Raw genomic sequence first — 24,675 nt, forward strand, 5'->3', positions numbered from 1 at the left:
ACAGCCGAAAATTTCGCCGATCGTTTGCCCCGACTGCACACGCGTCCAAACAACACGAAGGGGTAGTTCATGGCAGACGACAAAGACCAGGGCCTTCACTCGCCGTTCCGGCGCAAGCTTCTGATGGGGATGGCGGCCATCCCGGCGATGACGATGCTGCCGCGCACGTCGTTCGCCCAGGCGCCGGCGACCTCCGTCGTCAACACCACCGGCCTCGCCGTGACCGACACCGAGGTCACCGTCGGCATCCTGCACTCCGTCACGGGCACGATGGCGATCTCCGAGACCGGCTCGGTGCAGGCCGAGAAGCTCGCGATCGAGCAGATCAACGCCGCCGGCGGCGTGCTCGGCCGCAAGATCAAGTACATCCAGGAGGACGGCGCGTCCGACTGGCCGAACTTCGCCGAGAAGGCCAAGAAGCTTCTCGTCAACGACAAATGCGCCGCGGTGATGGGCTGCTGGACCTCGGCCTCGCGCAAGGCGGTGCTGCCGGTGTTCGAGCAGTACAACGGCATGCTGTACTACCCGACCTTCTACGAAGGCCTCGAGCAGTCCAAAAACGTCATCTACACCGGCCAGGAAGCCACCCAGCAGATCATCGCCGGCCTCGATTGGGTCAACAAGACCAAGAACGCCAAGAGCTTCTATCTGCTCGGCTCCGACTACATCTGGCCGCGCACCTCCAACAAGATCGCCCGCAAGCACATCGAGAATCACCTGCAGGGCTGCAAGGTCGTCGGCGAGGAGTACTTCCCGCTCGGCCACACCCAGTTCAACTCGGTGATCAACAAGATCAAGCTGACCAAGCCGGACGTGATCTACGCGATCATCGTCGGCGGCTCCAACGTCGCGTTCTACAAGCAGCTCAAGGCGGCCGGCATCGATCTGTCGAAGCAGACCCTGCTCACCATCTCGGTCACCGAGGACGAGATCGACGGCATCGGCGGCGAGAACATCGCCGGCGCCTTCGCCTGCATGAAGTACTTTCAGTCGCTCGACAATCCGAACAACAAGGCATTCGTCGCCGCGTTCAAGAAGATGTGGGGCGAGAAGACGGTGATCGGAGACGTCACCCAGGCTGCCTATCTCGGCCCGTGGCTGTGGAAATTGACCGTCGAGAAGGCCGGCTCGTTCGACATCGACAAGGTGGCGGCGGCGTCGCCGGGCGTGGAATTCAAGGGCGCGCCGGAAGGCTACGTCCGGGTCCACGAAAACCACCACCTCTGGTCGAAGACCCGCGTCGGCAAGGCAAAGCTCGATGGCCAGTACGAACTGGTCTACGAGACCGCCGACCTGGTCGAGCCCGATCCGTTCCCGAAGGGCTATCAGTAAGCGTCGGCAGACGCTTCCACACACACTCCGCGTCATGCGCGGGCTCGACCCGCGCATCCATCTCTCTTCGCAGAAGATGGATCGCCGGGTCGAGCCCGGCGATGACGGCCGGAATGTGTGGCGGCGGCGCCGGCAAACACCGCGTCCGGATCATTTCAATTAGCAGGGGCCAGCCTCCATGTTCGGCGATTATTCCATTGGCGATCTCGGCGCGATCTTCGCGATGCAGGGCTTCGCGGGTCTGATCCTGTTCTCGGTCTATGTGCTGATGGCGCTCGGGCTGGCGATCATCTTCGGCCAGATGGGCGTCATCAACATGGCGCATGGCGAGTTCATGATTCTCGGCGCCTACGTCACCTGGATGACGTCGAGCGCCTTTCAGGCCTATCTGCCGTCGCTGTTCCCCGGCTACTTCTTCGTCGCCATGATCCTGGCCTTCATCGCCGCGGGCGCGCTCGGCATGCTGGTCGAATGGGGGCTGATACGCCATCTCTACAAGCGCCCGCTCGATACGCTGCTGGCGACCTGGGGCCTGTCGCTGATCCTGCAGCAGGCCTATCGGTCGATCTTCGGCGCGCGTGAAGTCGGCGTCGAGCTGCCGCAATGGATGCTCGGCTCCAAGCAGATCACCGACACCATCGAGGTGCCGATCAACGGCATCTTCGTGATGTGCCTGACCTTCCTGATCACCGCCGCCGTCGCCTATGTGATGTACAAATCGCGCTGGGGCCGCCAGGTTCGCGCCGTGGTGCAGAACCGGGTGATGGCCGGCGCCGTCGGCATCAACACCGAGAAGGTCGATCGCTACACTTTCGGGCTGGGCTGCGGCATCGCCGGAATCGCGGGTTCGGCCTTCACCATGATCGGCTCGACCGGGCCGACCTCCGGCCAGCTCTACATCGTCGACACCTTCCTGGTCGTGGTGTTCGGCGGCGCGGCGAGCCTGTTCGGCACCATCGCATCGGCCTTCAGCATCTCGCAGGCGCAGTCGACCATGGAGTTCTTCATGTCCGGCTCGATGGCCAAGGTGCTCACATTGCTCGCCATCGTCGCGATCCTGATGGTTCGCCCGCAAGGCCTGTTCGCCCTCAAGGTTCGCAAATAGGAGTCATCGACATGGAAAGCCCGCGCTTTCTCAGCCGCTCCGACCTGATCGGTCTCGCCGCGCTCGCTCTGCTCCTGGTCGTGATCCTGCCGCTGTCGCTGGATGTGTTCCGCCTCAACCTGGTGGCGAAGTATCTGACCTACGCCTTCGTGGCGCTCGGTCTGGTGCTGTGCTGGGGCTTCGGCGGCATCTTGAGCCTCGGGCAGGGGGTGTTCTTCGGCCTCGGCGGCTACGGCATGGCGATGTATCTGAAGCTGGAAGCCTCCAGCGTCGCCAACACCAAGATCCAGTCCACGCCCGGCATCCCGGATTTCATGGACTGGAACCAGATCACGCAATTGCCGCTGTTCTGGCAGCCGTTCCACAGCCTGACGCTGACGATCCTCGCGATCCTGATCGTGCCGACGCTGTTCGCCTATCTGATCGGCGCGGCGATGTTCAAGCGGCGCGTCGGCGGCGTGTATTTCGCCATCATCACCCAGGCGATCGCCGCGATCCTCACCATCCTGATCATCGGCCAGCAGGGCTACACCGGCGGCATCAACGGCATCACCGATCTGCGCACGCTGAAGGGCTGGGACATCCGTCCCGACCACGCCAAGGTGGTGCTTTACTTCGTCGAGGTGGCGTTCCTGTTCGGCTGCATCCTGCTGGCGCTGTTCGTGCGCCACTCCAAGCTCGGCCGCATCCTGGTGGCGATGCGCGAGAAGGAGGACCGGGTGCGGTTCTCCGGCTACAGCGTCGCCAATTTCAAGATCTTCGCGTTCTGCCTGGCGGCGATGTTCGCGGCGATCGGCGGCGCGATGTTCACGCTCAATGTCGGGTTCATGTCGCCGTCCTTCGTCGGCATCGTGCCGTCGATCGAGATGGTGATTTACACCGCGGTCGGCGGCCGGCTGTCGATCTTCGGCGCGATCTACGGGACGCTGCTGGTCAATTTCGCCAAGACCAGCCTGTCGGAATCCTTCCCGCAGCTCTGGTTGTTCGGGCTCGGCGCGCTGTTCATCGCGGTGGTGCTGATCTTCCCGAACGGACTCGCCGGGATCTGGCGCGACCACGTCCAGCCGCTGATCGACAAGGTCCTCAACAGGCGCAAATCCGGCTCGGATCACACCAGCGGCAAGACGCTCGGCCCGGTCGCCGGCGGCGCTCCGGCGGAATAGGGGAGGCAACCATGCTGATCGGCCATCAACAACCCGACTTCCTGCTGGCGGTGGAAGGGCTCACCGTGTCGTTCGACGGCTTCAAGGCGGTCAACGACCTGTCGTTCTACGTCGAGGAAAACGAGATCCGGGTGATCATCGGCCCCAACGGCGCCGGCAAGACCACGGTGCTCGATCTGATCTGCGGCAAGACCAAGGCGACGTCCGGCGCGATCCACTTTCGCGGCAAGGATCTCACCAAGATGAAGGAGAACCAGATCGTTCAGGCCGGCGTCGGCCGCAAGTTCCAGACGCCGTCGATCTACGAGGACCTCACGGTGTTCGAGAATCTGGAGATCTCCTATCCGCATGGCCGCTCGGTGTTCGGCGCGCTGGCGTTCCAGCGCACGCCGGCGGTGCGCGAGCGTGTCGAGGAAGTCGCCGAGGCGATCTTCCTGAAAGACAAGCTCGGCCAGAGCGCCGATCTGCTCAGCCACGGCCAGAAGCAATGGCTCGAGATCGGCATGCTGCTGATCCAGGACCCCGACCTCTTGATGCTCGACGAGCCGGTCGCCGGCATGAGCGTGTCCGAACGCGTCAAGACCGCCGAGCTGCTGCACACCATCATCAAGGACCGCTCGGTGCTGGTGATCGAGCACGACATGAAATTCGTCGAGGACATCGCCCACAAAGTCACCGTGCTGCACCAGGGCCAGATCCTGTCCGAGGGCACGATGGATGTGGTGAAGAACGATCCCAAGGTGATCGAAGTGTATCTGGGGCATTGAGCGATCTGACATGCGAACAGCCTCTCCCCCGTCATTGCGAGCGAAGCGAAGCAATCCAGCTCCGAGCACGGAGCCTGTGGATTGCTTCGTCGCTTCGCTCCTCGCAATGACGCCTCTTCCTTCACCTCTCCCCGCGCGCGGGGAGAGGTCGACCGGCGGCGCGCAGCGCGGCCGGTCGGGTGAGGGGGCGTCTCGTCACGGCCGAGCCTCTGCGACTCGCGGAGGCGCCCCCTCACCCCGACCCTCTCCCCGCACGCGGGGGGAGGGAGCTCAACGTTACGGCTAGAGGAGATCCCGATGCTCGCTATCAACGATCTGCACGTCGCCTACGGCCAGAGCGAGGTGCTGCACGGGCTCAATATCGACGTCGCGCCGAACGAGATCGTCGCGATCATGGGCCGCAACGGCATGGGCAAGACCACGCTGATGAAGTCGCTGATGGGCATCATCCCGCAGCGCAAGGGTTCGATCTCGATGGAAGGCGCCGAGCTCGGCGGCCTCAAGAGCTACGAGCGCGTCGCCAAGGGGCTGGCTTACGTGCCGCAGGGCCGGATGATCTTCTCGACCATGACGGTGAAGGAGAACATCGAGACCGGCCTCGTCGTCTCCGGCGAAAAGGATGTGCCGGGCGATCTCTACGAGCTGTTTCCGGTGCTGCTGGAGATGAAGAGCCGCCGCGGCGGCAATTTGTCCGGCGGTCAGCAACAGCAACTCGCGATCGCCCGCGCGCTCGCCACCAGGCCGAAAGTGCTGCTGCTGGACGAGCCGACCGAGGGCATCCAGCCGTCCATCATCAAGGAGATGGGGCGGACGCTGAAGCGCATCCGCGACACCAAGGGCCTGTCGATCATCGTCTCCGAGCAGGTGCTGAGCTTCGCGCTCGACGTCGCCGACCGCGTGCTGGTGATCGAGAACGGCGAGATCGTCCGCGACGAGCCGCGCGCCAGCGTCGACGAGGCGCAGGTCGCCAAATATCTGTCCGTCTGAGTCTGTCTATCTAACCGAGTCAACTGGTAACAAGGGGAGCTTCCGATGCCAGAGACACTGATCAAGGTCGATCTCACGCAGTCCGCCTACGACAACGAGATGGTCCACAACCGCTGGCACCCGGACATTCCGATGGCGGCGTGGGTCAATCCCGGCGACGACTTCATCGTCGAGACCTACGACTGGACCGGCGGCTTCATCAAGAACAACGACAGCGCCGACGACGTCCGCGATATCGACCTGTCGATCGTGCACTTCCTGTCGGGGCCGATCGGCGTCAAGGGCGCCGAGCCGGGCGACCTGCTGGTGGTCGACCTGCTCGACGTCGGCCCGATGAAGGAGAGCCTGTGGGGCTTCAACGGCTTCTTCTCCAAGCAGAACGGCGGCGGCTTCCTGACCGATCACTTCCCGCTGGCGCAGAAGTCGATCTGGGACTTCAAGGGCATGTACACCTCGTCGCGCCACATCCCGGGCGTGAACTTCGCCGGCCTGATCCATCCCGGCCTGATCGGCTGTCTGCCGGATCCGAAGCTGCTCGCAACCTGGAACGAGCGCGAGACCGGCCTGATCGCCACCAACCCGACCCGCGTGCCCGGCCTCGCCAATCCGCCGTTCGGCCCGACCGCGCATATGGGCAAGCTCACCGGCGACGCCAAGGCGAAAGCCGGAGCGGAAGGCGCCCGCACCGTGCCGCCGCGCGAGCACGGCGGCAATTGCGACATCAAGGACCTGTCGCGCGGCTCCAAGATCTTCTTCCCGGTCTATGTGCCGGGCGGCGGCCTGTCGATGGGCGACCTGCATTTCAGCCAGGGCGACGGCGAGATCACCTTCTGCGGCGCCATCGAGATGGCCGGCTGGCTGCACATCAAGGTCGACATCATCAAGGACGGCGTCTCGAAATACGGCATCAAGAATCCGATCTTCAAGCCGTCGCCGGTGACGCCGAACTACAAGGACTATCTGATCTTCGAAGGCATCTCGGTCGACGAGCAGGGCCAGCAGCATTATCTCGACGTCACCGTCGCGTATCGCCAGGCCTGCCTGAACGCCATCGAGTATCTGAAGAAGTTCGGCTACTCCGGCGCCCAGGCCTATTCGATCCTCGGCACCGCCCCGGTGCAGGGCCACATCTCCGGCGTCGTCGACGTCCCCAACGCCTGCGCCACGCTGTGGCTGCCGACCGAGATCTTCGATTTCGACATGATGCCGTCCTCGGCCGGCCCGGTCAAACACATCAAGGGCGACATCCAGATGCCGATCTCGCAGGACAAGTAATTGCGTTCGAGTCGGGGTGACCACCTTTCCCCGTCATTGCGAGGAGCGAAGCGACGAAGCAATCCAGAGGCTCAGTGCACCGCGCTGGATTGCTTCGCTTCGCTCGCAATGACGTCGATAGGTGGTTCGCTCGGGCTCTCATTCTTCCCTGCGCGAAGGGAGCGGGACGGTGCGGTTCATCCGCCCCGCTCCCATCGCCGGGACCAAATCGTCAGCGCAAGGGAAACGACGATGCCAGTCTATGAATACATGTGCGACGCCTGCGGGCCGTTCACCGATCTGCGGCCGATGGCCGAATACGAGGCGCCGCAGCCGTGCCCGGTGTGCGAAACCTCGTCGCCGCGGGTGCTGCTCACCGCGCCGAACTTCTCCTGCATGCCGGCGTCGCAGCGCAATGCGCACGCCACCAACGAGAAGAGCAAGCACGCGCCGATGAGCGTCGGCGAATACAAGGCCAAGCACGCGCCGGGCTGCGGCTGCTGCTCCGGCCTGAAGAAGCCGGCGCGGTTGCAGACCCGCACCAAGAGCGGCGCCAAGGGCTTTCCGACGGCGCGGCCGTGGATGATCAGCCACTGAGGTTTCCTCTCCGTCATTGCGAGCGAAGCGAAGCAATCCACGCCCCGCATGCGGCGCTGGATTGCTTCGTCGCTTCGCTCCTCGCAATGACGGGAGGTTGTCGGACTAACTCCCCGCCAGCACCGCGGCCACACCCAGCAGATACCCGATCTCGAACATCTGCTCGGTGGCGCCGAGCACGTCGCCGGTGTAGCCGCCGAGCAGACGCTTCGCCCATGAGGCTATCAGGGCGGCCAGCGCCGCGCCGAAGCCGAGGCCGGCGATCAGCGCCAGCGGCGACACCAGCAGCAGCGGCAGCGCCGCCAGCGCGACGGTGATCAACACCAGCGCCCATTCATCCTTGCGCATCGGCTCTTCGGCGTAGCTCACCTTCATGCCGCTGACGTCGCCGGCGTAGGACAGCTTGCGCTTGACGAAACCGGGCGTCGCGCGCGCGGCGGCATGGCAGGCGACCAGCGTGGCGAGCGCGGCCCACAGCGGCAATTGCGCCAGCGCCATGGCGCGCAGCGCCACATCGAGGCCGAGCGCCAGGCCGCCATAGGTGCCGAGCCGCGAGTCCTTCATGATCTCCAGCCGCTTGGCCACCGACCAGCCGCCGCCGAAACTGTCGAACGTGTCGGCGAGGCCGTCCTCGTGCATCGCCCCGGTGACGACGACCGAGGCGGCGACCGCCAGCAGCGCGGCGAGCCCGGGGCCGAACAGCGAATTGCCGATCAGCAGCACGGTCGCTGCGATCACACCGATGCCGACGCCGACGATCGGAAAGAACGCCAACGCCCGGGTCAGCCAGTCCGGCTCCGGCGCGCGGTCGGAATCCGGCACCGGCAGGATGGTCAGGAAGCGAATCGCATCGAGCAGTTGCGCGAGCGTCGGCGAAGGCCGCGGGGGCCGGGAATCGATCGACATGCGGGTCCTCTGCGGGGAGGCTCTACTGCGCGCCTCGGCACGCCGCGGTCAACTGCGACCTTGGCCATGGCCGGCCGGCGTGATTGCGCGATCCGCAGCCCGGCGGTGGAGGCCTTGCGACAGGACAACTCGGGGTGGGACCTCCGTGCTGAGGTCGGACGGCACCCAAAATTCCGTATCGATGATATGTGAAACATCATTTTTGCTGGCACAAAATAGATGATTGATAGACTGCCTTCGTTTCGGGTAACTAGGTCGTCGAACGCTGCGTTCCATGCGAAGCTCTCGGCGAATCCACGTCTTGCCGTCATGGCGAGGCGGCGTTGCCGTTTGCCGATGGTTCGTCGCCCAAGGGGCGGGCGCAGCGACACTGATGGAATGAGGTCGAACCCGATGCGAATGGGGGCACGATCGCGGATGAAGGTTCCGGCGCGGGATGGCACGCAGGCTCTCCTCGGGCGCCATATCGCTGGCGCGGCGAGGGTGCACGCCCGATGACTGAACTTGCGGTTCAGCTCTGGTGCGTGGCGGTGCTGCTCGCGATCGCGGTCATCGCGGTTCCGCTGAGCCGGAGGCCGGGCCTCGCCACCGCAACCATCTATTCCGCGACGCTGGTCACCTGCGCGGTCGCCACCGCCAGCGCACTGACCTGGCTGCTGCTGCATGCGGACGCCGCCGCCCAGCGCACGCTGCCGATCGGGCTGCCCTGGCTCGGCGCGCATCTGCGGCTCGATGCGCTCGCGGCGTTCTTCCTCGTCGTGGTCAATCTCGGCGGCACGCTGGCGAGCCTGTATGCGCTCGGCTATGGCCGGCACGAGCACGCGCCGCATCGCGTGCTGCCGTTCTATCCGGCGTTTCTGGCCGGCATGAACATGGTGGTGCTCGCCGCCGACGCGTTTTCTTATCTGCTGAGCTGGGAATTCATGTCGCTGGCGTCGTGGGCGCTGGTGATGGCGCATCACCGCGACGGATCCAATCGCCGCGCCGGCTATGTCTATCTGCTGATGGCGAGTTTCGGCACGCTGGCGCTGCTCTTGGCGTTCGGCCTGCTCGCGGGCGCCGCCGGAAATTACGATTTCGCCGCGATCCGCGCCGCGCAGCACGCGCCGTGGATCGCGACGCTGGTGCTGATCCTGCTGCTGCTCGGCGCCGGCTCCAAGGCCGGGCTTGTCCCCTTGCATGTCTGGTTGCCGCTGGCGCATCCGGCGGCGCCGAGCCACGTCTCGGCGCTGATGAGCGGCGTGATGACCAAGGTCGCGGTCTACGGCTTCATCCGCGTGGTGTTCGATCTGCTCGGCACGCCGGACTGGTCGACCTCCGGGATCGTGCTGGCGCTCGGCGGCATCACGGCGGCGCTCGGCATTCTTTATGCGCTGATGGAGAAGGACCTGAAGCGGCTGCTGGCCTATTCGACGATCGAGAATGTCGGCATCATCTTCGTCAGCCTCGGCCTCGCGCTGGCGTTCCAGGCCAATCATCAGCCGCTGCCGGCGGCGCTGGCCTTCACCGCGGCGCTGTTCCACGTGCTCAACCATTCGCTGTTCAAGAGCCTGCTGTTCTTCGGCGCCGGCGCGGTGCTGAGCGCCACCGGCGAGCGCGACATGGACAAGCTCGGCGGACTGATCCATCGCATGCCGGTGACCAGCGTGGTGTTCCTGATCGGCAGCGTCGCGATCTCGGCGCTGCCGCCGTTCAACGGCTTCGTCTCGGAATGGCTGATCTTCCAGGCGGTGCTGCAGAGCCCGCAACTGCCGCAATGGGGATTGAAAATTCTGGTGCCGGCGGTCGGCGGCTTGATGGCGCTCGCGGCGGCGTTGGCGGCGGCGTGTTTCGTCAAGGCCTATGGCGTGACGTTCCTCGGCCGGCCGCGCGGCGCCGCGACGCTGGCTGCCAAAGAGGTCGATCGCTTCTCGCTCGCCGCGATGGCGATCCTCGCCGCGCTGTGTCTCGCCGCCGGCGTGCTGCCCGGACTGGTGATGGACACGCTGGCGCCGATCGCGACCGAGATTCTCGGCAGCCGGCTGGCGCCACAAACGCCGCTCGCCTGGCTGTCGATCGTGCCGATCGCGCAAAGCCACAGCTCCTATAATGGCCTGCTGGTCGCATTGTTCATCGCGGTGTCGGCGTCGTTGCTGTTCGTCGCGATCCGGCTGTTCTCGTCGGGCGCGGTCCGCCGCGGCCCGGCCTGGGGCTGCGGCTTCACCGAGCCTGCGCCGCTCGCGCAATATTCCGCGGCCGGCTTCGCGCAGCCGATCCGCCGGGTGTTCGGCACGCTGATCTTCCGCGCCCGCGATCACGTCACGATGCCGCCGCCGGGCGACACGGCGCCGGCGCGGCTGCGGATCGAACTGCACGACCAGATCTGGGAGCGGATCTACGCGCCGCTCGCCGGCGGCGTCATGGCCGCCTCGGTGCGCCTCAACCGGATGCAGCTCCTCACCATCCGCGGCTATCTCAGCCTGGTGTTCGCCACCCTCGTCACGCTGCTGCTGGTGCTCGCGATATGGACGTGATCACCGACATCGCCGTGCAGGGCGTGCAGATGCTGCTGGTGTTCCTGCTGGCGCCGCTGCTCACCGGCTTCATCCGCAAGGTCAAGGCGCGGCTGCAGCGCCGCCGCGGCCCGTCGCTGCTGCAGCCCTATCGCGACCTGATCCGGCTGTTGCGCAAGGAGGTCGTGCTCGCCGACAACGCCTCCTGGCTGTTCCGCGCCACGCCCTACGTCACTTTCGCGGCGATCTGGGTCGCCGCCGCTTTGGTGCCGACCTTCGCCACCGGGCTGTTGTTCAACTGGACAGCGGATCTGATCGTCATCGTCGCACTGCTCGGCACCGCGCGGTTCTTCCTCGCGCTCGCCGGCATGGACGTCGGCACCTCGTTCGGCGGCATCGGCTCGTCGCGCGAGGTGATGATCGCAGCCCTTGCCGAGCCGGCGATGCTGATGATCGTGTTCTGCGTCGCGCTGGTCGCGGGCACCACGCATCTGTCGACCGTCGCCAATTACATCGCGTCGACCGCGGTCGGCCTGCGGGTTTCGCTCGGGCTGGCGATGATCGCGCTGGTGATGGTGGCGCTCGCCGAGAACGCCCGCATCCCGATCGACAATCCCTCGACCCATCTCGAACTCACCATGGTGCACGAGGCGATGATCCTGGAATATTCCGGCCGGCATCTGGCGATGATCGAGTATGGCGCGCAGCTCAAGCTGCTGCTCTATGTCTCGCTGATCGTCTGCCTGTTCTATCCCTGGGGCATCGGCGTGTTCGGCGCTGGTCCCGCGGCCTATCTGGCCGGCGCGGCGCTGTATCTGTTCAAGATCACCATTGCGGGCTTTTTGCTGGCGGTGTTCGAGACCGCCACCGCCAAGATGCGGGTGTTCCGGGTGCCGCAATTCCTCGGTGCGGCCTTGATGCTCGGCCTGCTCGGCACGCTTCTCCTGTTCGTGTCGAAGGGATTGTAAGCGATGCACGGGCTCGCTTTCGACATTTCACATTCGCTGGCCGGCGGCCTGGTGCTGGTGTCGTTCATGATGCTGTATCAGGACCGGTTGACCTCGCTGCTCAATGTGTTCGCGTTGCACGCGATCATGCTGTCGCTGGCGGTGGGGTGGCAGGCGCTGATCCAGGACGCGCCGCATCTCTACGTCACCGCGCTGATCGCGCTGCTGTTCAAGGCGATCATCATTCCGGTGGCGCTGCGCCGGATCGTCTACAAGCTCGGCATCCACCGCGACATCGAGACCGTGGTCGGGATCGGCCCGACCATGCTGGCCGGGATGGGGCTGGTGGCGCTGTCGCTGGCGCTGATGCTGCGCGTCACCGCCGACGCCGACGCGCTGGCGCGGGAGGATCTCGCGTTTGCGCTCTCCGTCGTGCTGCTCGGGCTGTTGTTCATGGTGACGCGGCGCAACGCGGTCAGCCAGGTGATCGGCTTCATGTCGCTGGAGAACGGGCTGATCCTCGCCGCCGCCGGCGCCAAGGGCATGCCGCTGGTGGTCGAGATCAGCGTCGCGTTTTCGGTGCTGATCGCCTTCATCGTGATCGGCATCGTGCTGTTCCGGATCCGCGAACGCTTCGACTCGGTCGACGTGGCCCAGCTCGACGTCTCGCGCGGAGAGCAGCGATGAATTTGTCCGGCCTCGATCCGGTGGTGGGGGTGCTGCTGATCCCGGTCTGCGCCGCCATCGTGCTGGCGCTGCTGCCGGGCTACAGGCTGACCGCGCGGCTCAACGTCGTCGCGAGTCTGGGGAGCTTTCTCTGCGCCGCCTCGCTGCTGGTGCTGCCGCGGCCGCTACCGGGCCCGTACATCCTGGTCGACGATCTCAACATCGTCTTCATCGTGCTCAACACCTTCGTCGGCTTCACCACCAGCCTGTTCAGCGCCAGCTACATCGCCCACGAACTCGAAACCGGCAAGCTGACGCCGACCTATCTGCGATTCTACCACGCGATGTACCAGATCATGATGTTCGGCATGAATCTGGCGTTCATGTCGAACAATATCGGGCTGATGTGGGTCGCGGTCGAACTGGCGACGCTGACCACGGTGCTGATGGTGGGGATCTATCGCTCGCCGGCGGCGCTGGAGGCGGCCTGGAAGTACTTTATCCTCGGCAGCGTCGGCATCGCGCTGGCGCTGTTCGGCACCATCCTGGTCTACATGGCGGCGCGGCCGGTGGTCGGCGAGGGCCAGGACGGCATGATCTGGACCGTGCTGGTGGCGCGCGCCGCGGGCTTCGATGCGCCGCTGTTGAACGTCGCCTTCGTGTTCCTGTTCCTCGGCTACGGCACCAAGGTCGGGCTGGCGCCGCTGCACGCCTGGCTGCCGGACGCCCACGCCGAGGGCCCGACGCCGATCTCGGCGGTGCTGTCGGGCCTGTTGCTCAACGTGGCGCTGTACGCGCTGCTGCGCTTCAAAATGCTGCTCGCCGCCAATGGCGACGCGATGCCGCCCGGCGTGCTGATGATCGTGATGGGGCTGGCGTCGCTCTTGTTCGCCGCCTTCATGCTGTATCGGCGGCGCGACATCAAACGGCTGTTCGCCTATTCGTCGATCGAGCACATGGGCATCATCGTGTTCGCCTTCGGCATGGGCGGACCGCTGGCGAATTTCGCCGGGCTCCTGCACATGGTGATGCACAGCCTGACCAAATCGGCGATCTTCTTCGCGGTCGGCCACATCACCCAGGTCAAGGGCACGCAGTCGCTGGCGAAGATCCGCGGCATCACCGAGACCCATCCGGTGCTCGGCTGGGGCCTCGTCGTCGGCGTGGCGGCGATTGCCGGGTTGCCGCCGCTCGGCATCTTCATGAGCGAGTTTCTGCTGGTGTCCTCGACCTTCGCGCGGGCGCCTTGGCTGGCGCTGCTGCTGGTGTTCGGCATTCTGGTGGCGTTCGGCGCGCTGATGCTGCGGCTGACCGGCATCGCCTTCGGCCGGCCGCGCGGCAGCCGGCAGCCGGTGCAGGCGTCCTATGTGCCGATGTTCGCGCATCTGGCGCTGGTGCTGATCGCCGGCGTGTATCTGCCGGCGCCGGTGGTGGCGTGGTTCCAGCACGTCGCGAAACTGCTGGGCTAGGGAGCAACAGATCCGATGCCGTCGCTGATCGATCTCAACCTCGAAGGCCGGCAAGTGGCCCGGCATCGGCCGTGGAGCCGCACGGTGGTCGACAGCGCGGTGTGGAGCTTCGCGGTCAAAATGCTGAGCGAGCGGCAGTGGCAATTGCTGTCGCTGTGGGGCGAGCCGGCGGCCGTGCACATGGCGCTGTTCGATCCGCGCACCGCCGAGATCGGACTCATCAGCCTGGATTGTCCGCATGGTTCATTTCCATCGGTCGCCGCCAAGCATCTGCCGGCGCTGCGGCTGGAGCGCACGATCACCGATCTGTTCGGCCTGAAGCCCGACGGTGCGATCGATGATCGGCCGTGGCTCGATCACGGCCAATGGGGCGTCCACGCGCCGCTCGGCGCGCGCGTCCAAGCTGAGACGCCGCCGCCGGCCTATCGCTTCCTGCCGGTGCATGGCGAGGGCGCGCATCAGGTTGCGGTCGGCCCGGTGCATGCCGGCATCATCGAGCCGGGGCACTTCCGGTTCACCGTCAGCGGCGAAACCGTGGTGCGGCTGGAGCAGCGGCTCGGCTATGTCCACAAGGGCATCGACGGCCTGATCGCCGGCGCGGATTTGGCAAGCGCTGCACGTCTCGCCGGCCGCGTCTCCGGCGATTCGACGGTGGCTTATGCGCTGGCGTTTTCGCGCGCGGTGGAAGCTGCCGCCGAGATCGTGGTTCCGGCCCGCGCGGTGTGGCTGCGGGCGCTCGTCGCCGAGCTCGAGCGTCTCGCCAATCACCTCGGCGACATCGGCGCGGTCTGCAACGACGCCGCTTTTGCGATCATGCTGGCGCAGTTCGGCGTGCTGCGCGAACACGTGCTGCGCGCCGCTGACGCTGCGTTCGGCCATCGCCTGATGCGTGACGTGGTGATGCCCGGCGGCGTCGCGCGCGATCTCGACGACAATGGCAAGGCCGCGTTCCGCGATGCGCTCGCCGCCGTGCGCGCCAAGCTGCCGGCGCTGATTGAACTCTACGACAGCACCGCCTCGCTGCAGGACCGCACCGTGTCGACGGGCATCCTCAGGCCCGCGCTCGCCGATCAATACGCCGCCGGCGGCTTTGTCGGCCGTGCCTCCGGCCGCGGCTTCGATGCGCGCCGCACGCTGGCTTACGCGCCCTATCATCAACTGCGCTTCGACGTACCGGTGCTGACCGAGGGCGACGTCGACGCCCGCATCTGGATCCGGATTCGCGAGGTCGAGCAGAGCCTGTCGCTGGTCGACCAGATTCTCGACCGGCTGCCGCGCGGCGAGATCCGCGTCGCGCCGGAATTGCCGGACCAGGCCTGCGAAGGCCTGGCGCTGATCGAAGGGTTTCGCGGCGATATTCTGGTCTGGCTGCGGTTGCAGGACGGCGTCGTCGCGCGCTGTCACTTGCGCGATCCGTCGTGGTTTCAATGGCCGCTGCTGGAAGCCGTGATCGAGGGCAACATCATCGCCGACTTCCCGCTGTGCAACAAATCGTTCAACTGCTCTTATTCGGGCGTGGATCTGTAGCGATGCGCAAGCTGCTGTTCGAAAGCCTGTTCGCCAAGCCGTTGACGGAAAGCCCGCCGGCGCCGGACGATGCCGCCGTCGCCGAACTCGCCGCGCGGCTCGACGCGACCGCGCGGCGGATGCTCGGCCGCAGCCTGTCGATCCGCGAGGTCGACGCCGGCTCCTGCAATGGTTGCGAACTCGAGATCCACGCGCTCAACAATGCGTATTACGACGTCGAACGGTTCGGCCTGCGCTTCGTCGCCTCGCCGCGCCATGCCGACGTGCTGATGGTCACCGGGCCGGTGACGCACAACATGCGCGAGGCGCTGCGGCTCACTTACGACGCGGTGCCCGGACCGAAATGGGTGGTCGCGGTCGGCGATTGCGCCAAAGACGGCGGTTGCTTCGCCGGCAGCTACGCGGTCGCCGGCGGCGTCTCCGCGGTGATCCCGGTCGATCTGCACATCCCCGGCTGCCCGCCATCACCTATGCAAATCCTGCGCGGCCTGCTGGCGCTTCTCGATAGCGTCTCCGAGCGCGAGACGTCGCGTTGACATAAGCCGATACCGCGAGTTCTCGTTTTTCATCGCGATGTCATCAGCCGCGCGACTAATGACTGGTGTGTTCAGTATTTCTATCAGTTGCTGCTGCCCCTCGATCACCTCACCGATAGTCATTGGCGGGAAGGGGTGATTCGTGATGTCCAGTATCTCAAGGGGTCATGCGCGGAATTGCGCGCCGATATTCGTTTCCCGCATTCGCACTGGACTCCTGACGAGCGCTGTCGTGACGACGGTCTTGGGCGCATCGCTGGCGCCCGCACAGGCGCAGTTCGCGAGGCTGTATGGCTTCGGCGACAGCTATGCCGATACCGGCGCCGCACCCGGCGGCGCGTACCGGCTGATCGGCGCGAACGGGACCGGCACGGTCACGATCCCATACTTTCCGTTCACGCTGACCCCATCCGACTTCTGGCCTTGTCCAAGCCCGACCTATACGAGCTGCCGCTTCACCGGCAGCACCAATTTCGTCGATTCGCTGCAATCGATCTATGGGCTGTCGGGCCTGACGAACTACTCGATCGGCGGCGCGCGCACCGGCAACACCAACACCATGCCGTTTCTGTCGAGCGGCTACGGGCTGCCGTATGAATTGCAGCAATTCGCCGCCAGCGGGACGCGCTTCACCGAACGCGACCTGATCGCGCTGTCGATCGGTGGCAACGATCTGTCCGGCATCAATGTCGGCACCGGCGATGTCGCCTCGCAGAATGCGATCATCGTCGCGGGCGCGCTGCAGTCGGCCGCCGCCGCGGTGGGCGGCGTGCAGCAATTGGTGGCGGCCGGCGCGCGCAACATCGCCTGGCTCGGCACCGGTAGCTCGAAGTGGTTTCCGGAGGCGACGCTCGGCTCGCAGGGAGGGGCCATCGGGACCTTCAACTTCAGCGCGTCGCAGCGCGACGCCTGGGCCGACACCTATTACCAGCAGACGCAGCTGATGCTGGCGCCGATGGCGCAGGCCGGCGTGCGCATCTTCCTGTTCAATTTCGGCATCCTGCAGCAGCGCGTCGCCGAGAACCCGGCGATGTACGGCTTCGCCGGCGTGCCGGCGGGCTTCACCGGCTGCGAGGCCGGACCGGGCACCGGCGCGACGCCGGGGACGGTCGCGGTGAATGTCGCCGGCTGTTTCTATGAAAACTCGGTGCATCCGACCGGCGCGGCGATGGCGCTGATCGCCAACTACATGGCCAACCAGATCGACGCGCCGACCACGGTGACGCCGCAGGCCGCCATCGCGACCGGCCTGCTCGGCAGTTTCTCGAATTCGGTGTTCGATCGCCTCGAGGCCGGCCGGCGCTTCCAGCCGTCCGGTGTCAATGCCGCAATGGCGGCGATGCCGAGCAAGGCCGTTGCGCTGACCGAGCCGGCGGACCGTTGGTCGGTCTATGGTGCGGCGAGCTATGCGGGCGGCAGCCGTGACCGGCAGTTCTACGCCACCGGCTATGACTACGATGCGGCGGGCGGCTATCTCGGGCTGGAATATCGGCTCAATGCCAATTGGCGCGTCGGCGGCGTGTTCGGCTATTCGCAGCCCGACGTGAAGCTCGCGGTGCAGGATGCGCGCAACCGCATCGATGCGTTTCAGTTCGCCGGCTACAGCTCCTACACCGATGCGCACTGGTTCGCCGACGGCCTGGTCGCCTATGGCCGCCAGGACTTCACGCTGGAGCGTCGCGGCATCATCGACATCATCCGCGCCAGCACCAGCGCCGACGTGGTCACGGTCGCCGCGCGTGGGGGCTATCTGTTCGATGCCGGCCGGCTCCGCGTCGGGCCGATCGCCGGGCTGAACTACACCAACGCCACGATCCGGGGCTACACCGAAACCGGCGACGTGCTGCTCACCATGATGGTGGATCGCCAGACCCTCGACACCCTCACCGGCGATGCCGGCGTGCAGCTCCGCTATCCGCTGCAATTCGGCAACGGCCTCTACGCGCCGTTCCTGAACCTCACCGCCGCGCACGACTTCCTGCGCTCCGGCCACACTGTCACCACCACGCTGGTGTCGGCGCCGCTGCTGCCGATCCTGACGCCGGTGTCCGCCGATGGCGGCACCTATGGCCGGGTTGCGGCCGGCGTCTCGGCCCTGGTCGCCACCAACGTCACCGCGACGCTGACCGGCACCACCAGCTTCGCCCGCAAGGGCGGCGACGACGCCGGCGTCACCGGCGGCGTCAAGCTCGCGTTCTGATGGTGCGAAACGCGTCGTAGCGGCCAACGCGGAATCGCTCGGCGCGATCGACGATCGCGGGTTTCGAGCGGTTCCAAGGTCTGCTGCTGCCGTGTTCGGGCATTCCTCTGCCGTGCACGTCATCGCGCATTGCGACGACCGGCCGCAGTTGTTCGCCCGCCGATGTTGCGCGAGGTCAATGATACGATCGGGGCGCCGTTTAGCTTCGATGAGCTCGGCACACACACCCGGAGCGAGATGCAGCGCGATCGAACCAGCTCTGATCTGATATGGCCCGCTTTGCGTCTCTGGCTCAAATCGGCCATCTGTCTGTGCGCGCTGGCGATGATCGTTCTCGGCACCGCGTCGGTCGCCTCTGCGGCGCCGGAGATGCCCCGCGATCAGCTCGAATTCGTCAAGACGCCGCCCCCCGTTCCCACACCGAGCGTCAGCGACGAGCCGGAAATAACCACGACCGACAGCGCTCAGGCGCTGACTCCGGCGCCGGGTCGCAGCTTTGCCTGCGATCAATCGACCCGCGTGCGCCTGCCGCTGTCCGAGGCGATGCTCGATCGCAGCGAGCCTCCGCAGCTCCGGCCGCCGATCGCCTAGCCCGCGCCGCGCGCCGCCGCATCGTCCTGATCACCAGCGCTTCAGCCGTCGCGTGACGGCGCGAGACTTCGTGTCTCGTTGCGCGTGAACGCATGCCGCGGTCGAGGCGCGCCGGCTCTTTCCGTCATCCATCGCTGCAGCGACCGATCCATCCGGATCGGCGGAGTCGGGGCCATTGGCCGGCCGGCGCCGGGCTCCGTGCAGCGGCGCCGTTCCCGAACCCAACCGTCGAGACACACCATGACCGAACTGCTGCAAGTCGACATCACAGGGCCGAACGACCAGGCCTCGGAGGAGATGTGGCATGCGGTCGATGCCGATTGCGTGCTCGCCGGCCTGTCGACCGATCGCGGCGGCTTGAGCAGTGACGAAGCCGCGCGGCGGCTGGCAACCTATGGGCCGAACGCGCTTCCCGAAGCCTCGCGCCGCCACCCGCTGCTGCGCTTTCTCGCGCAGTTCAACAACACGCTGATCTACTTCCTGCTGGCTGCGGCGGTCGCGGCCGCCATCCTTGGCCATCGCATCGATGCCGCGGTGATCGTGGCCGTGGTGATGATCAATGCCATCGTCGGCTTCATCCAGGAGGACAAGGCGGAGAAGGCGCTGAACGCGATCCGCAAGATGATCTCGCCGCGCGCCCATGCCTGGCGCGATGGCCACCGCATCAGCATCCCCGCCGCCGACCTGGTGCCCGGCGACGTGGTGATGATCGAGGCCGGCGATCGCGTTCCCGCCGATCTGCGGCTCACCCGCGCCCGTGGCCTGTTGATCGACGAGGCGATGCTGACCGGTGAGTCTGTCGCCTCGGAAAAGCACGATCAGCCCGCCGCGGCGGATGCGCCCCTCGGTGATCGCCTGTGCATGGCGTTTTCCGGGACGCTGGTGTCGGCCGGCCAAGGCTTCGGCGTCGTCGTCGCGACCGGTGAACGCACCGAGATCGGCCACATCAGCACGCTGATCGAGGGCGTCGAACAATTGACCACGCCACTGCTCGGCCAGATCAACCGGTTCGGTCAGCGTTTCACCTGGGTGGCGCTGTCGGCCGCGGTTGCGATCTTCGCATTCGCCACCCTCGTGCGCGGCTACGAATGGCCGGACGCGCTGATCGTGGTGGTGGCGATGGCGGTCGGCGTCGTGCCGGAAGGCCTGCCCGCGGTGATCACCATCACGCTGGCGATCGGCGTGCAGCGCATGGCCAAGCGCAACGCCATCATCCGCAGCCTGCCCGCGGTCGAGACGCTCGGCGCCACCTCGGTGATCTGCTCCGACAAGACCGGCACGCTGACCCGCAACGAGATGACCGCGCGCCGCATCGTCACCGCCGAGCACACCGTTCTGGTCAGCGGCTCGGGCTACATCCCGCAGGGCGAACTGACGGTCGACGGCCGCAAGGACGCCGAGGCCGACGCTTCGGCGATCAGACTGATCCGCGCGGCGTTGCTGTGCAACGACGCGCAATTGCGCGAGGTCAAGGGACACTACGTCGTCGACGGCGATCCGATGGAGGGCGCGCTGGTCGCGCTGGCGATCAAGGCCGGCCTCGACCCCGTCCGGGAACGATCGGAATGGAAGCGCTCGGATGAAATTCCGTTCGACGCTCAACATCGCTTCATGGCGACGCGCCACGCGGCCGCCTCGGGTGGGCAGGTGATCTTCGTCAAGGGCGCGCCCGAGCGGCTGCTGGCAATGTGCCAGACGCAACTGGGCCGCGACGGCCTGCAGCCGCTCGACACGGCTTTCTGGACCGATCGGATTTCGCTGGCTGCGGCGGAGGGCGAACGGGTGCTCGGCGTTGCGGTGCGATCGCCGGCGCGCGCCAGCGATCAGCTGGTGTTCGCCGATCTCGACGAAGGCCTGGCCTTCATGGGGCTGGTCGGCTTCATCGATCCGCCGCGCGCCGAGGTGATCCAGGCGATCGCCGAATGCCGCTCGGCCGGCATCGTCGTCAAGATGATCACCGGCGACCACACTGCCACCGCCGACGCGATCGCGCGGCAATTGAAGCTGACCGACAGTCCCGACGTCGTCAGCGGCGCCGATCTCGACCGGACCCCGGATGCGGGTTTCATCGGCGTCGTCACACAGTCCGACGTGTTCGCGCGCACCAATCCCGAGCACAAGCTGCGCATCGTCCGGGCGCTGCAATCGACCGGCGCGGTGGTGGCGATGACCGGCGACGGCGTCAACGACGCGCCGGCGCTGAAACAGGCCGATGTCGGCATCGCGATGGGGCACAAGGGCACGGAGACCGCGAAGGAGGCCTCCGAGGTCGTGCTGCTCGACGACAATTTCGTCTCGATCGTGGCCGCGGTGCAGGAAGGACGCACGGTCTACGACAACATCCGCAAGGTGATCGCCTGGACGATCCCGACGAATGGCGGCGAGGTGCTCGCCGTCATCCTCGCCATTCTTTTCGGCTTCACCTTGCCGATGAATCCGGTGCAGATCCTGTGGATCAATCTGATTCTCACCGTCACGCTCGGTCTGGTGCTGGCGTTCGAGCCGCCGGAGCCCGGGGTGATGAAGCGGCCGCCGCGCCCGGCGCACGCGCCGCTGCTGTCGCCGTTCCTGGTGTGGCGCATCGTCTTCGTGTCGGTGCTGTTCACCGCGGGCGCGCTGGGGATCTTCTTCTACGCGCTGGGCAAGGGGCTGCCGCTGGAGACGGCGCGCACGATGGTGGTCAATGCGGTGGTGGTGTTCGAGATCTTCTATCTGTTCAACGTCCGCTATCTGCACATGTCGTCGTTCTCTTTCCGTGGTGCGCTCGGCACCCCGGCGGTGCTGCTGGCGTTGATCGTGGTCATCGCGGCGCAGCTCGCCTTCACCTACGCACCGGTGATGCACACGCTGTTCGAGACCACGCCGATCGGGGTGAGCGACGGCCTGGTGATCCTCGGCGCAGGCGTCGTGCTGATGGTCGTGCTCGAGCTGGAAAAGCTGCTGATGCGCCGCATCGGCGCGCTGCACAGTCTCGACCGCTAGCCGATGCAGCGAGCGCGGCGGCCTTTCCGGCCGCTGCGCCGAGCCGATGCAGCCCAGTCGGAACGCCTGTCAGAATGCAGAGGGTGACCATGGATCAGATGCCGCGTCAGACGACGAAGTCCGCCTTGAAGCTCGTGGTCGCCGCCACCGACTTTTCGGCGCGTTCCGATCGTGCGGTGCGTCGTGCCGCGCTGATCGCCAGGAAGGCCGGCGCGCGCCTGGTGATCGTCCATGTCGTCGACGACGACCAGCCGGAACGCATCGTTGCCGCGGAATGCGATCTTGCCGAGACGGCGCTCGCCGACGCGATCCGCGAGCACGCCTATCTCACGGACCTGAACTGCAGCCCGCTGGTGGTACGCGGCACGCCGTTCGACGGCATCGTCAGGGCCGCGCAGCAGATGGCCGCGGATCTGTGCGTGATCGGCAGTCATCGCCGGGCGTTTCTGAGAGACATTTTCGTCGGCACCACGGCCGAACGCGTGATCCGCAATTCGTCGATCCCGGTGCTGATGGCCAATATCGACGCGGCACTGCCTCACACATCGTGCCTGGCGCCGGTCGAATTGTCGGCCTGCTCGGCGCGCGCTCTCACCGTCGCCCGCAGCCTCGGCCTGTTGCCCCGCACGCGCGTCGCGATCCTGCACGTCTACGACGCCGCAGCGGCCGGGATGCTGAGCTATGCGGGCGTCCACAAGGGCAAGGTCGACGACTATCTGGCCCAGTCGCGCGTCGAAGCGGTACGGGATCTGGTGCGTTTCCTGGAGCCGCTCGATCTCGGTGAGGTCGACTACACCACCCTGGTCAGGGAGGGCATCGCGCCCTCCACGATCGTCGACGTCGCGACCGAGATGCGGCCCGATCTGGTGGTGATCGGCACCCACGGTCGGCAGGGCGCGATCAGGATGCTGCTCGGCAGCGTCACCGAAGAGGTGTTGCGGCGACTGCGTCAGGACATCCTGGTCGTTCCGGTGCGCGACGCATAGCGAGCTGCACTGCAGCACGCAAACGCGCTTGCGGGTGTCGCCGTCCCGTTTCAGACTGAGCGTTGCAATCGGCGCGCCGTCAATCGTCGCCGAACCGAACGGGAGGTCATGATGGGCAGCGCGCGGCTGAAGCATTACGGCTGGGGACGGGAAGGCGAGGGCATGAGCGGGGCCGAGCAGGCCTTCGTGCTCGGCCGCTACCGGCAGAAATTCGGTCGCGACAGCTTCGACACCATCGCGGTGCCGAAGCTCGACGATCTGAAGCTGCGCGAGCCGCGAATCGTGCCGCCGCGCGCGCTGGCGGAGATCTGTTCGATCGACGTCTACAATCGCGCCGCCCACGCCTATGGCAAATCCTATCCCGACTACGTCCGCGGCATGATCGGCGATTATGACGCCGCGCCCGATATCGTCGCCTATCCGCGCAATGAAGCGGAGATCGCCGCGGTGATGGACTGGGCCGGCGGTGCCGGCGCGGCGCTGACGCCGTTCGGCGGCGGTTCGTCGGTGTGCGGCGGCGTCGAGTGTCGCGTCGACGGCAGTCGTTACAAGGCCGCGGTGGCGCTCGACATGCGCCATCTCGGTCGGGTGGTCGAGGTCGACAAGACCTCGCGCGCCGCGCTGATCGAAGGCGGCGCCTATGGTCCGGCGCTGGAGGCGCAGCTCAAGCCGCACGGCATGACGCTGCGGCATTTTCCGCAGAGCTTCGAATATTCCACGCTCGGCGGCTGGATCGCGACCCGCTCCGGCGGTCACTTCGCCAGCCTCTATACCCACATCGACGATTTCGTCGAAAGCATCCGCGTGGTGACGCCGCGCGGCGTCGTGGAAACGCGACGGTTGCCGGGATCGGGGGCGGGGCCGAGCCCGGACCGGATGTTCATCGGCTCCGAGGGCATTCTCGGCGTGATCTCGCAGGCCTGGATGCGGCTGCAGGCGCGGCCGACGTTCCGTGCCGGCGCATCGGTGCGCTTTGCGGATTTCTTCGCCGCGGCCCGCGCCGTGCGCGCGGTGGCGCAGGCCGGCCTGTATCCGTCGAACTGCCGCATCCTCGATCCGCAGGAAGCGTTCAACACCGGCGCCGCCGACGGCAGCGTCGCGATCATGGTGCTCGGCTTCGAATCCGGTGACCATCCGGTCGAGGCGTGGATGGCGCGCGCGCTCGAATGCTGCGCCGACCATGGCGGCACGCCGGAGAAGGCCGATGCCGCCGCGGCGCATCTCGAGGGCGCCGCCGGCCTGTGGCGCAACGCTTTCATCCGCATGCCCTATGCGCGCGAATTTCTCACGCCGGCGGCGCTGATCAACGACACCTTCGAGACCGCGATCACCTGGGATCGCTTCGAATCGTTCCACGACAGCGTGAAGGCCGCGACCGAACGCGCGATCCTCGAGGCGACTGGTATCAAGGGTGAAGTCACCTGCCGTTTCACCCACGTCTACCCGGACGGGCCGGCGCCGTATTTCTCGTTTCATGCGCTCGGCCGCCACGGCGCGCTGCTCGAACAATGGCAGGCGATCAAGGACGCCGCGAGCGACGCGCTGATCGACGCCGGCGGCACCATCACGCATCACCACGCGGTCGGCCGGGATCACCGGAAGTGGTACGACCGCCAGCGCCCCGAATTGTTCGCCGCCGCGCTACGCGCCGCCAAGCGCGAACTCGATCCGCAGGCGATGCTCAATCCGGGCGTGTTGATCGATCCGTAGAGCGGTTCTGCTTTTGATGGAATCGAAGCTCCCGATCCGGCTGCCGCCGTCATCCTGAGGTGCCCATTGGGCCGCGCTGTGCGCGGCCCAACGGGCCTCGAAGGATGGGCCGCAGGCGCCTCGGGTCCGCATCCTTCGAGGCGCGCTACGCGCGCACCTCAGGATGACGACTCTGCACTCGAGAAGGCGGCAGTGCTTCAATAGTCCTTGAAGCGGCCCCGTGATCACGCGCGATCAATTCCATTCACCAGCGCGGGCCGCGCCCGCCGGGCGCGCGCGGCGGGCGTCTGCGCGAAGCGCATAAATCCCTGCGTCACAGTCGCTTTCAGCGGCCATCGGAGGTCGCGCAGGATCCCGGTCATCAATCTTACGACTTTACTAATTTCGTCCATCACATTGCCTCGCTTGGCTTAGTCAAATTTTAAGCCGGCCGGCCTACGTTCACATCACACAGTATG

Annotated in this window: 19 protein-coding genes; 18 read left to right on the forward strand and 1 reads right to left on the reverse strand. The window is 66.2% G+C overall.

Annotated elements, in window-relative coordinates; genetic code table 11:
* The first annotated feature begins 69 nt into the window (after positions 1 to 69).
* The 7 genes from urtA to RPB_RS06350 all read left to right on the forward strand — a co-directional run bounded on the left by urtA (position 70) and on the right by RPB_RS06350 (position 7,205).
* Entirely contained in the window at positions 70 to 1,332 is a 1,263-nt protein-coding gene (gene urtA / locus RPB_RS06320; protein ID WP_041798011.1) for an urea ABC transporter substrate-binding protein, read from the forward strand.
* Between the two features lie 178 nt (positions 1,333 to 1,510).
* Entirely contained in the window at positions 1,511 to 2,437 is a 927-nt protein-coding gene (urtB, locus tag RPB_RS06325) for an urea ABC transporter permease subunit UrtB (RefSeq protein WP_011440152.1), read from the forward strand.
* An 11-nt stretch (positions 2,438 to 2,448) separates the two neighbouring features.
* Positions 2,449 to 3,600: an urea ABC transporter permease subunit UrtC gene (urtC, locus tag RPB_RS06330; protein WP_011440153.1), complete on the forward strand. Its 1,152-nt coding sequence runs from the start codon at positions 2,449 to 2,451 to the stop codon at positions 3,598 to 3,600.
* Between the two features lie 11 nt (positions 3,601 to 3,611).
* Positions 3,612 to 4,367, forward strand: coding sequence for an urea ABC transporter ATP-binding protein UrtD (gene urtD, locus RPB_RS06335; RefSeq protein ID WP_011440154.1), 756 nt, complete (start codon positions 3,612 to 3,614; stop codon positions 4,365 to 4,367).
* A 297-nt stretch (positions 4,368 to 4,664) separates the two neighbouring features.
* Positions 4,665 to 5,354, forward strand: a complete 690-nt coding sequence (gene urtE, locus RPB_RS06340; protein WP_011440155.1) for an urea ABC transporter ATP-binding subunit UrtE — start codon at positions 4,665 to 4,667, stop codon at positions 5,352 to 5,354.
* Positions 5,355 to 5,399: 45 nt separating this feature from the next.
* Positions 5,400 to 6,629: a formamidase gene (fmdA, locus tag RPB_RS06345; protein WP_011440156.1), complete on the forward strand. Its 1,230-nt coding sequence runs from the start codon at positions 5,400 to 5,402 to the stop codon at positions 6,627 to 6,629.
* Positions 6,630 to 6,860: 231 nt separating this feature from the next.
* Positions 6,861 to 7,205 carry an FmdB family zinc ribbon protein gene (locus tag RPB_RS06350; RefSeq protein ID WP_011440157.1) on the forward strand — a complete coding sequence of 115 codons (345 nt, stop codon included), beginning with the start codon at positions 6,861 to 6,863 and terminating at the stop codon, positions 7,203 to 7,205.
* Positions 7,206 to 7,310: 105 nt separating this feature from the next.
* On the opposite strand, the gene cobS is transcribed toward RPB_RS06350, so the two are convergent.
* Positions 7,311 to 8,111 carry an adenosylcobinamide-GDP ribazoletransferase gene (cobS, locus tag RPB_RS06355; RefSeq protein WP_011440158.1) on the reverse strand — a complete coding sequence of 267 codons (801 nt, stop codon included), beginning with the start codon at positions 8,109 to 8,111 and terminating at the stop codon, positions 7,311 to 7,313.
* A 494-nt stretch (positions 8,112 to 8,605) separates the two neighbouring features.
* Here cobS and hyfB point away from each other — a divergent pair, with 494 nt between their 5' ends.
* From hyfB to RPB_RS06410, 11 genes are all read left to right on the forward strand, one after another.
* The gene (hyfB, locus tag RPB_RS06360) at positions 8,606 to 10,624 is read left to right on the forward strand and encodes a hydrogenase 4 subunit B (protein ID WP_011440159.1); all 2,019 of its coding nucleotides are present in this window, start codon (positions 8,606 to 8,608) and stop codon (positions 10,622 to 10,624) included.
* The gene (locus RPB_RS06365; protein WP_041798014.1) at positions 10,615 to 11,571 is read left to right on the forward strand and encodes a respiratory chain complex I subunit 1 family protein; all 957 of its coding nucleotides are present in this window, start codon (positions 10,615 to 10,617) and stop codon (positions 11,569 to 11,571) included. Before hyfB ends, RPB_RS06365 begins: the two co-directional genes overlap by 10 nt.
* A 3-nt stretch (positions 11,572 to 11,574) precedes the next feature.
* Positions 11,575 to 12,237, forward strand: coding sequence for a hydrogenase-4 component E (locus RPB_RS06370; protein ID WP_011440161.1), 663 nt, complete (start codon positions 11,575 to 11,577; stop codon positions 12,235 to 12,237).
* The gene (locus RPB_RS06375; RefSeq protein ID WP_011440162.1) at positions 12,234 to 13,685 is read left to right on the forward strand and encodes a hydrogenase 4 subunit F; all 1,452 of its coding nucleotides are present in this window, start codon (positions 12,234 to 12,236) and stop codon (positions 13,683 to 13,685) included. Before RPB_RS06370 ends, RPB_RS06375 begins: the two co-directional genes overlap by 4 nt.
* A 15-nt stretch (positions 13,686 to 13,700) precedes the next feature.
* The gene (locus RPB_RS06380; protein ID WP_011440163.1) at positions 13,701 to 15,212 is read left to right on the forward strand and encodes a hydrogenase expression protein HypE; all 1,512 of its coding nucleotides are present in this window, start codon (positions 13,701 to 13,703) and stop codon (positions 15,210 to 15,212) included.
* Between the two features lie 2 nt (positions 15,213 to 15,214).
* Entirely contained in the window at positions 15,215 to 15,748 is a 534-nt protein-coding gene (locus RPB_RS06385) for an NADH-quinone oxidoreductase subunit B family protein (protein WP_011440164.1), read from the forward strand.
* Positions 15,749 to 15,893: 145 nt separating this feature from the next.
* Positions 15,894 to 17,948 carry an autotransporter outer membrane beta-barrel domain-containing protein gene (locus tag RPB_RS06390; protein ID WP_011440165.1) on the forward strand — a complete coding sequence of 685 codons (2,055 nt, stop codon included), beginning with the start codon at positions 15,894 to 15,896 and terminating at the stop codon, positions 17,946 to 17,948.
* A gap of 162 nt (positions 17,949 to 18,110) precedes the next feature.
* Positions 18,111 to 18,539: a hypothetical protein gene (locus tag RPB_RS06395; RefSeq protein ID WP_245258317.1), complete on the forward strand. Its 429-nt coding sequence runs from the start codon at positions 18,111 to 18,113 to the stop codon at positions 18,537 to 18,539.
* 240 nt (positions 18,540 to 18,779) lie between these two features.
* Positions 18,780 to 21,521 carry a cation-transporting P-type ATPase gene (locus RPB_RS06400; RefSeq protein WP_011440167.1) on the forward strand — a complete coding sequence of 914 codons (2,742 nt, stop codon included), beginning with the start codon at positions 18,780 to 18,782 and terminating at the stop codon, positions 21,519 to 21,521.
* Positions 21,522 to 21,610: 89 nt separating this feature from the next.
* Complete coding sequence (locus RPB_RS06405) at positions 21,611 to 22,507, forward strand: universal stress protein (protein WP_041798016.1); 897 nt, start codon at positions 21,611 to 21,613, stop codon at positions 22,505 to 22,507.
* 111 nt (positions 22,508 to 22,618) lie between these two features.
* Entirely contained in the window at positions 22,619 to 24,217 is a 1,599-nt protein-coding gene (locus RPB_RS06410) for an FAD-binding oxidoreductase (protein WP_011440169.1), read from the forward strand.
* Positions 24,218 to 24,675: the final 458 nt, after the last annotated feature.

The sequence above is a fragment of the Rhodopseudomonas palustris HaA2 genome, assembly GCF_000013365.1.
GTDB lineage: Bacteria > Pseudomonadota > Alphaproteobacteria > Rhizobiales > Xanthobacteraceae > Rhodopseudomonas > Rhodopseudomonas palustris_J.

What these genes read in the sequence shown, in the direction of transcription:
- urtE (WP_011440155.1), top strand. Translation starts at nt 4,665, where the DNA reads ATGCTCGCTATCAACGATCTGCACGTCGCCTACGGCCAGAGCGAGGTG.
- RPB_RS06400 (WP_011440167.1), top strand. Translation starts at nt 18,780, where the DNA reads ATGACCGAACTGCTGCAAGTCGACATCACAGGGCCGAACGACCAGGCC.
- fmdA (WP_011440156.1), top strand. Translation starts at nt 5,400, where the DNA reads ATGCCAGAGACACTGATCAAGGTCGATCTCACGCAGTCCGCCTACGAC.
- urtD (WP_011440154.1), top strand. Translation starts at nt 3,612, where the DNA reads ATGCTGATCGGCCATCAACAACCCGACTTCCTGCTGGCGGTGGAAGGG.
- RPB_RS06365 (WP_041798014.1), top strand. Translation starts at nt 10,615, where the DNA reads ATGGACGTGATCACCGACATCGCCGTGCAGGGCGTGCAGATGCTGCTG.
- hyfB (WP_011440159.1), top strand. Translation starts at nt 8,606, where the DNA reads ATGACTGAACTTGCGGTTCAGCTCTGGTGCGTGGCGGTGCTGCTCGCG.
- cobS (WP_011440158.1), bottom strand. Translation starts at nt 8,111, where the DNA reads ATGTCGATCGATTCCCGGCCCCCGCGGCCTTCGCCGACGCTCGCGCAA.
- RPB_RS06370 (WP_011440161.1), top strand. Translation starts at nt 11,575, where the DNA reads ATGCACGGGCTCGCTTTCGACATTTCACATTCGCTGGCCGGCGGCCTG.
- urtB (WP_011440152.1), top strand. Translation starts at nt 1,511, where the DNA reads ATGTTCGGCGATTATTCCATTGGCGATCTCGGCGCGATCTTCGCGATG.
- urtA (WP_041798011.1), top strand. Translation starts at nt 70, where the DNA reads ATGGCAGACGACAAAGACCAGGGCCTTCACTCGCCGTTCCGGCGCAAG.
- urtC (WP_011440153.1), top strand. Translation starts at nt 2,449, where the DNA reads ATGGAAAGCCCGCGCTTTCTCAGCCGCTCCGACCTGATCGGTCTCGCC.
- RPB_RS06390 (WP_011440165.1), top strand. Translation starts at nt 15,894, where the DNA reads ATGTCCAGTATCTCAAGGGGTCATGCGCGGAATTGCGCGCCGATATTC.
- RPB_RS06385 (WP_011440164.1), top strand. Translation starts at nt 15,215, where the DNA reads ATGCGCAAGCTGCTGTTCGAAAGCCTGTTCGCCAAGCCGTTGACGGAA.
- RPB_RS06380 (WP_011440163.1), top strand. Translation starts at nt 13,701, where the DNA reads ATGCCGTCGCTGATCGATCTCAACCTCGAAGGCCGGCAAGTGGCCCGG.
- RPB_RS06375 (WP_011440162.1), top strand. Translation starts at nt 12,234, where the DNA reads ATGAATTTGTCCGGCCTCGATCCGGTGGTGGGGGTGCTGCTGATCCCG.
- RPB_RS06410 (WP_011440169.1), top strand. Translation starts at nt 22,619, where the DNA reads ATGGGCAGCGCGCGGCTGAAGCATTACGGCTGGGGACGGGAAGGCGAG.
- RPB_RS06395 (WP_245258317.1), top strand. Translation starts at nt 18,111, where the DNA reads ATGTTGCGCGAGGTCAATGATACGATCGGGGCGCCGTTTAGCTTCGAT.
- RPB_RS06350 (WP_011440157.1), top strand. Translation starts at nt 6,861, where the DNA reads ATGCCAGTCTATGAATACATGTGCGACGCCTGCGGGCCGTTCACCGAT.
- RPB_RS06405 (WP_041798016.1), top strand. Translation starts at nt 21,611, where the DNA reads ATGGATCAGATGCCGCGTCAGACGACGAAGTCCGCCTTGAAGCTCGTG.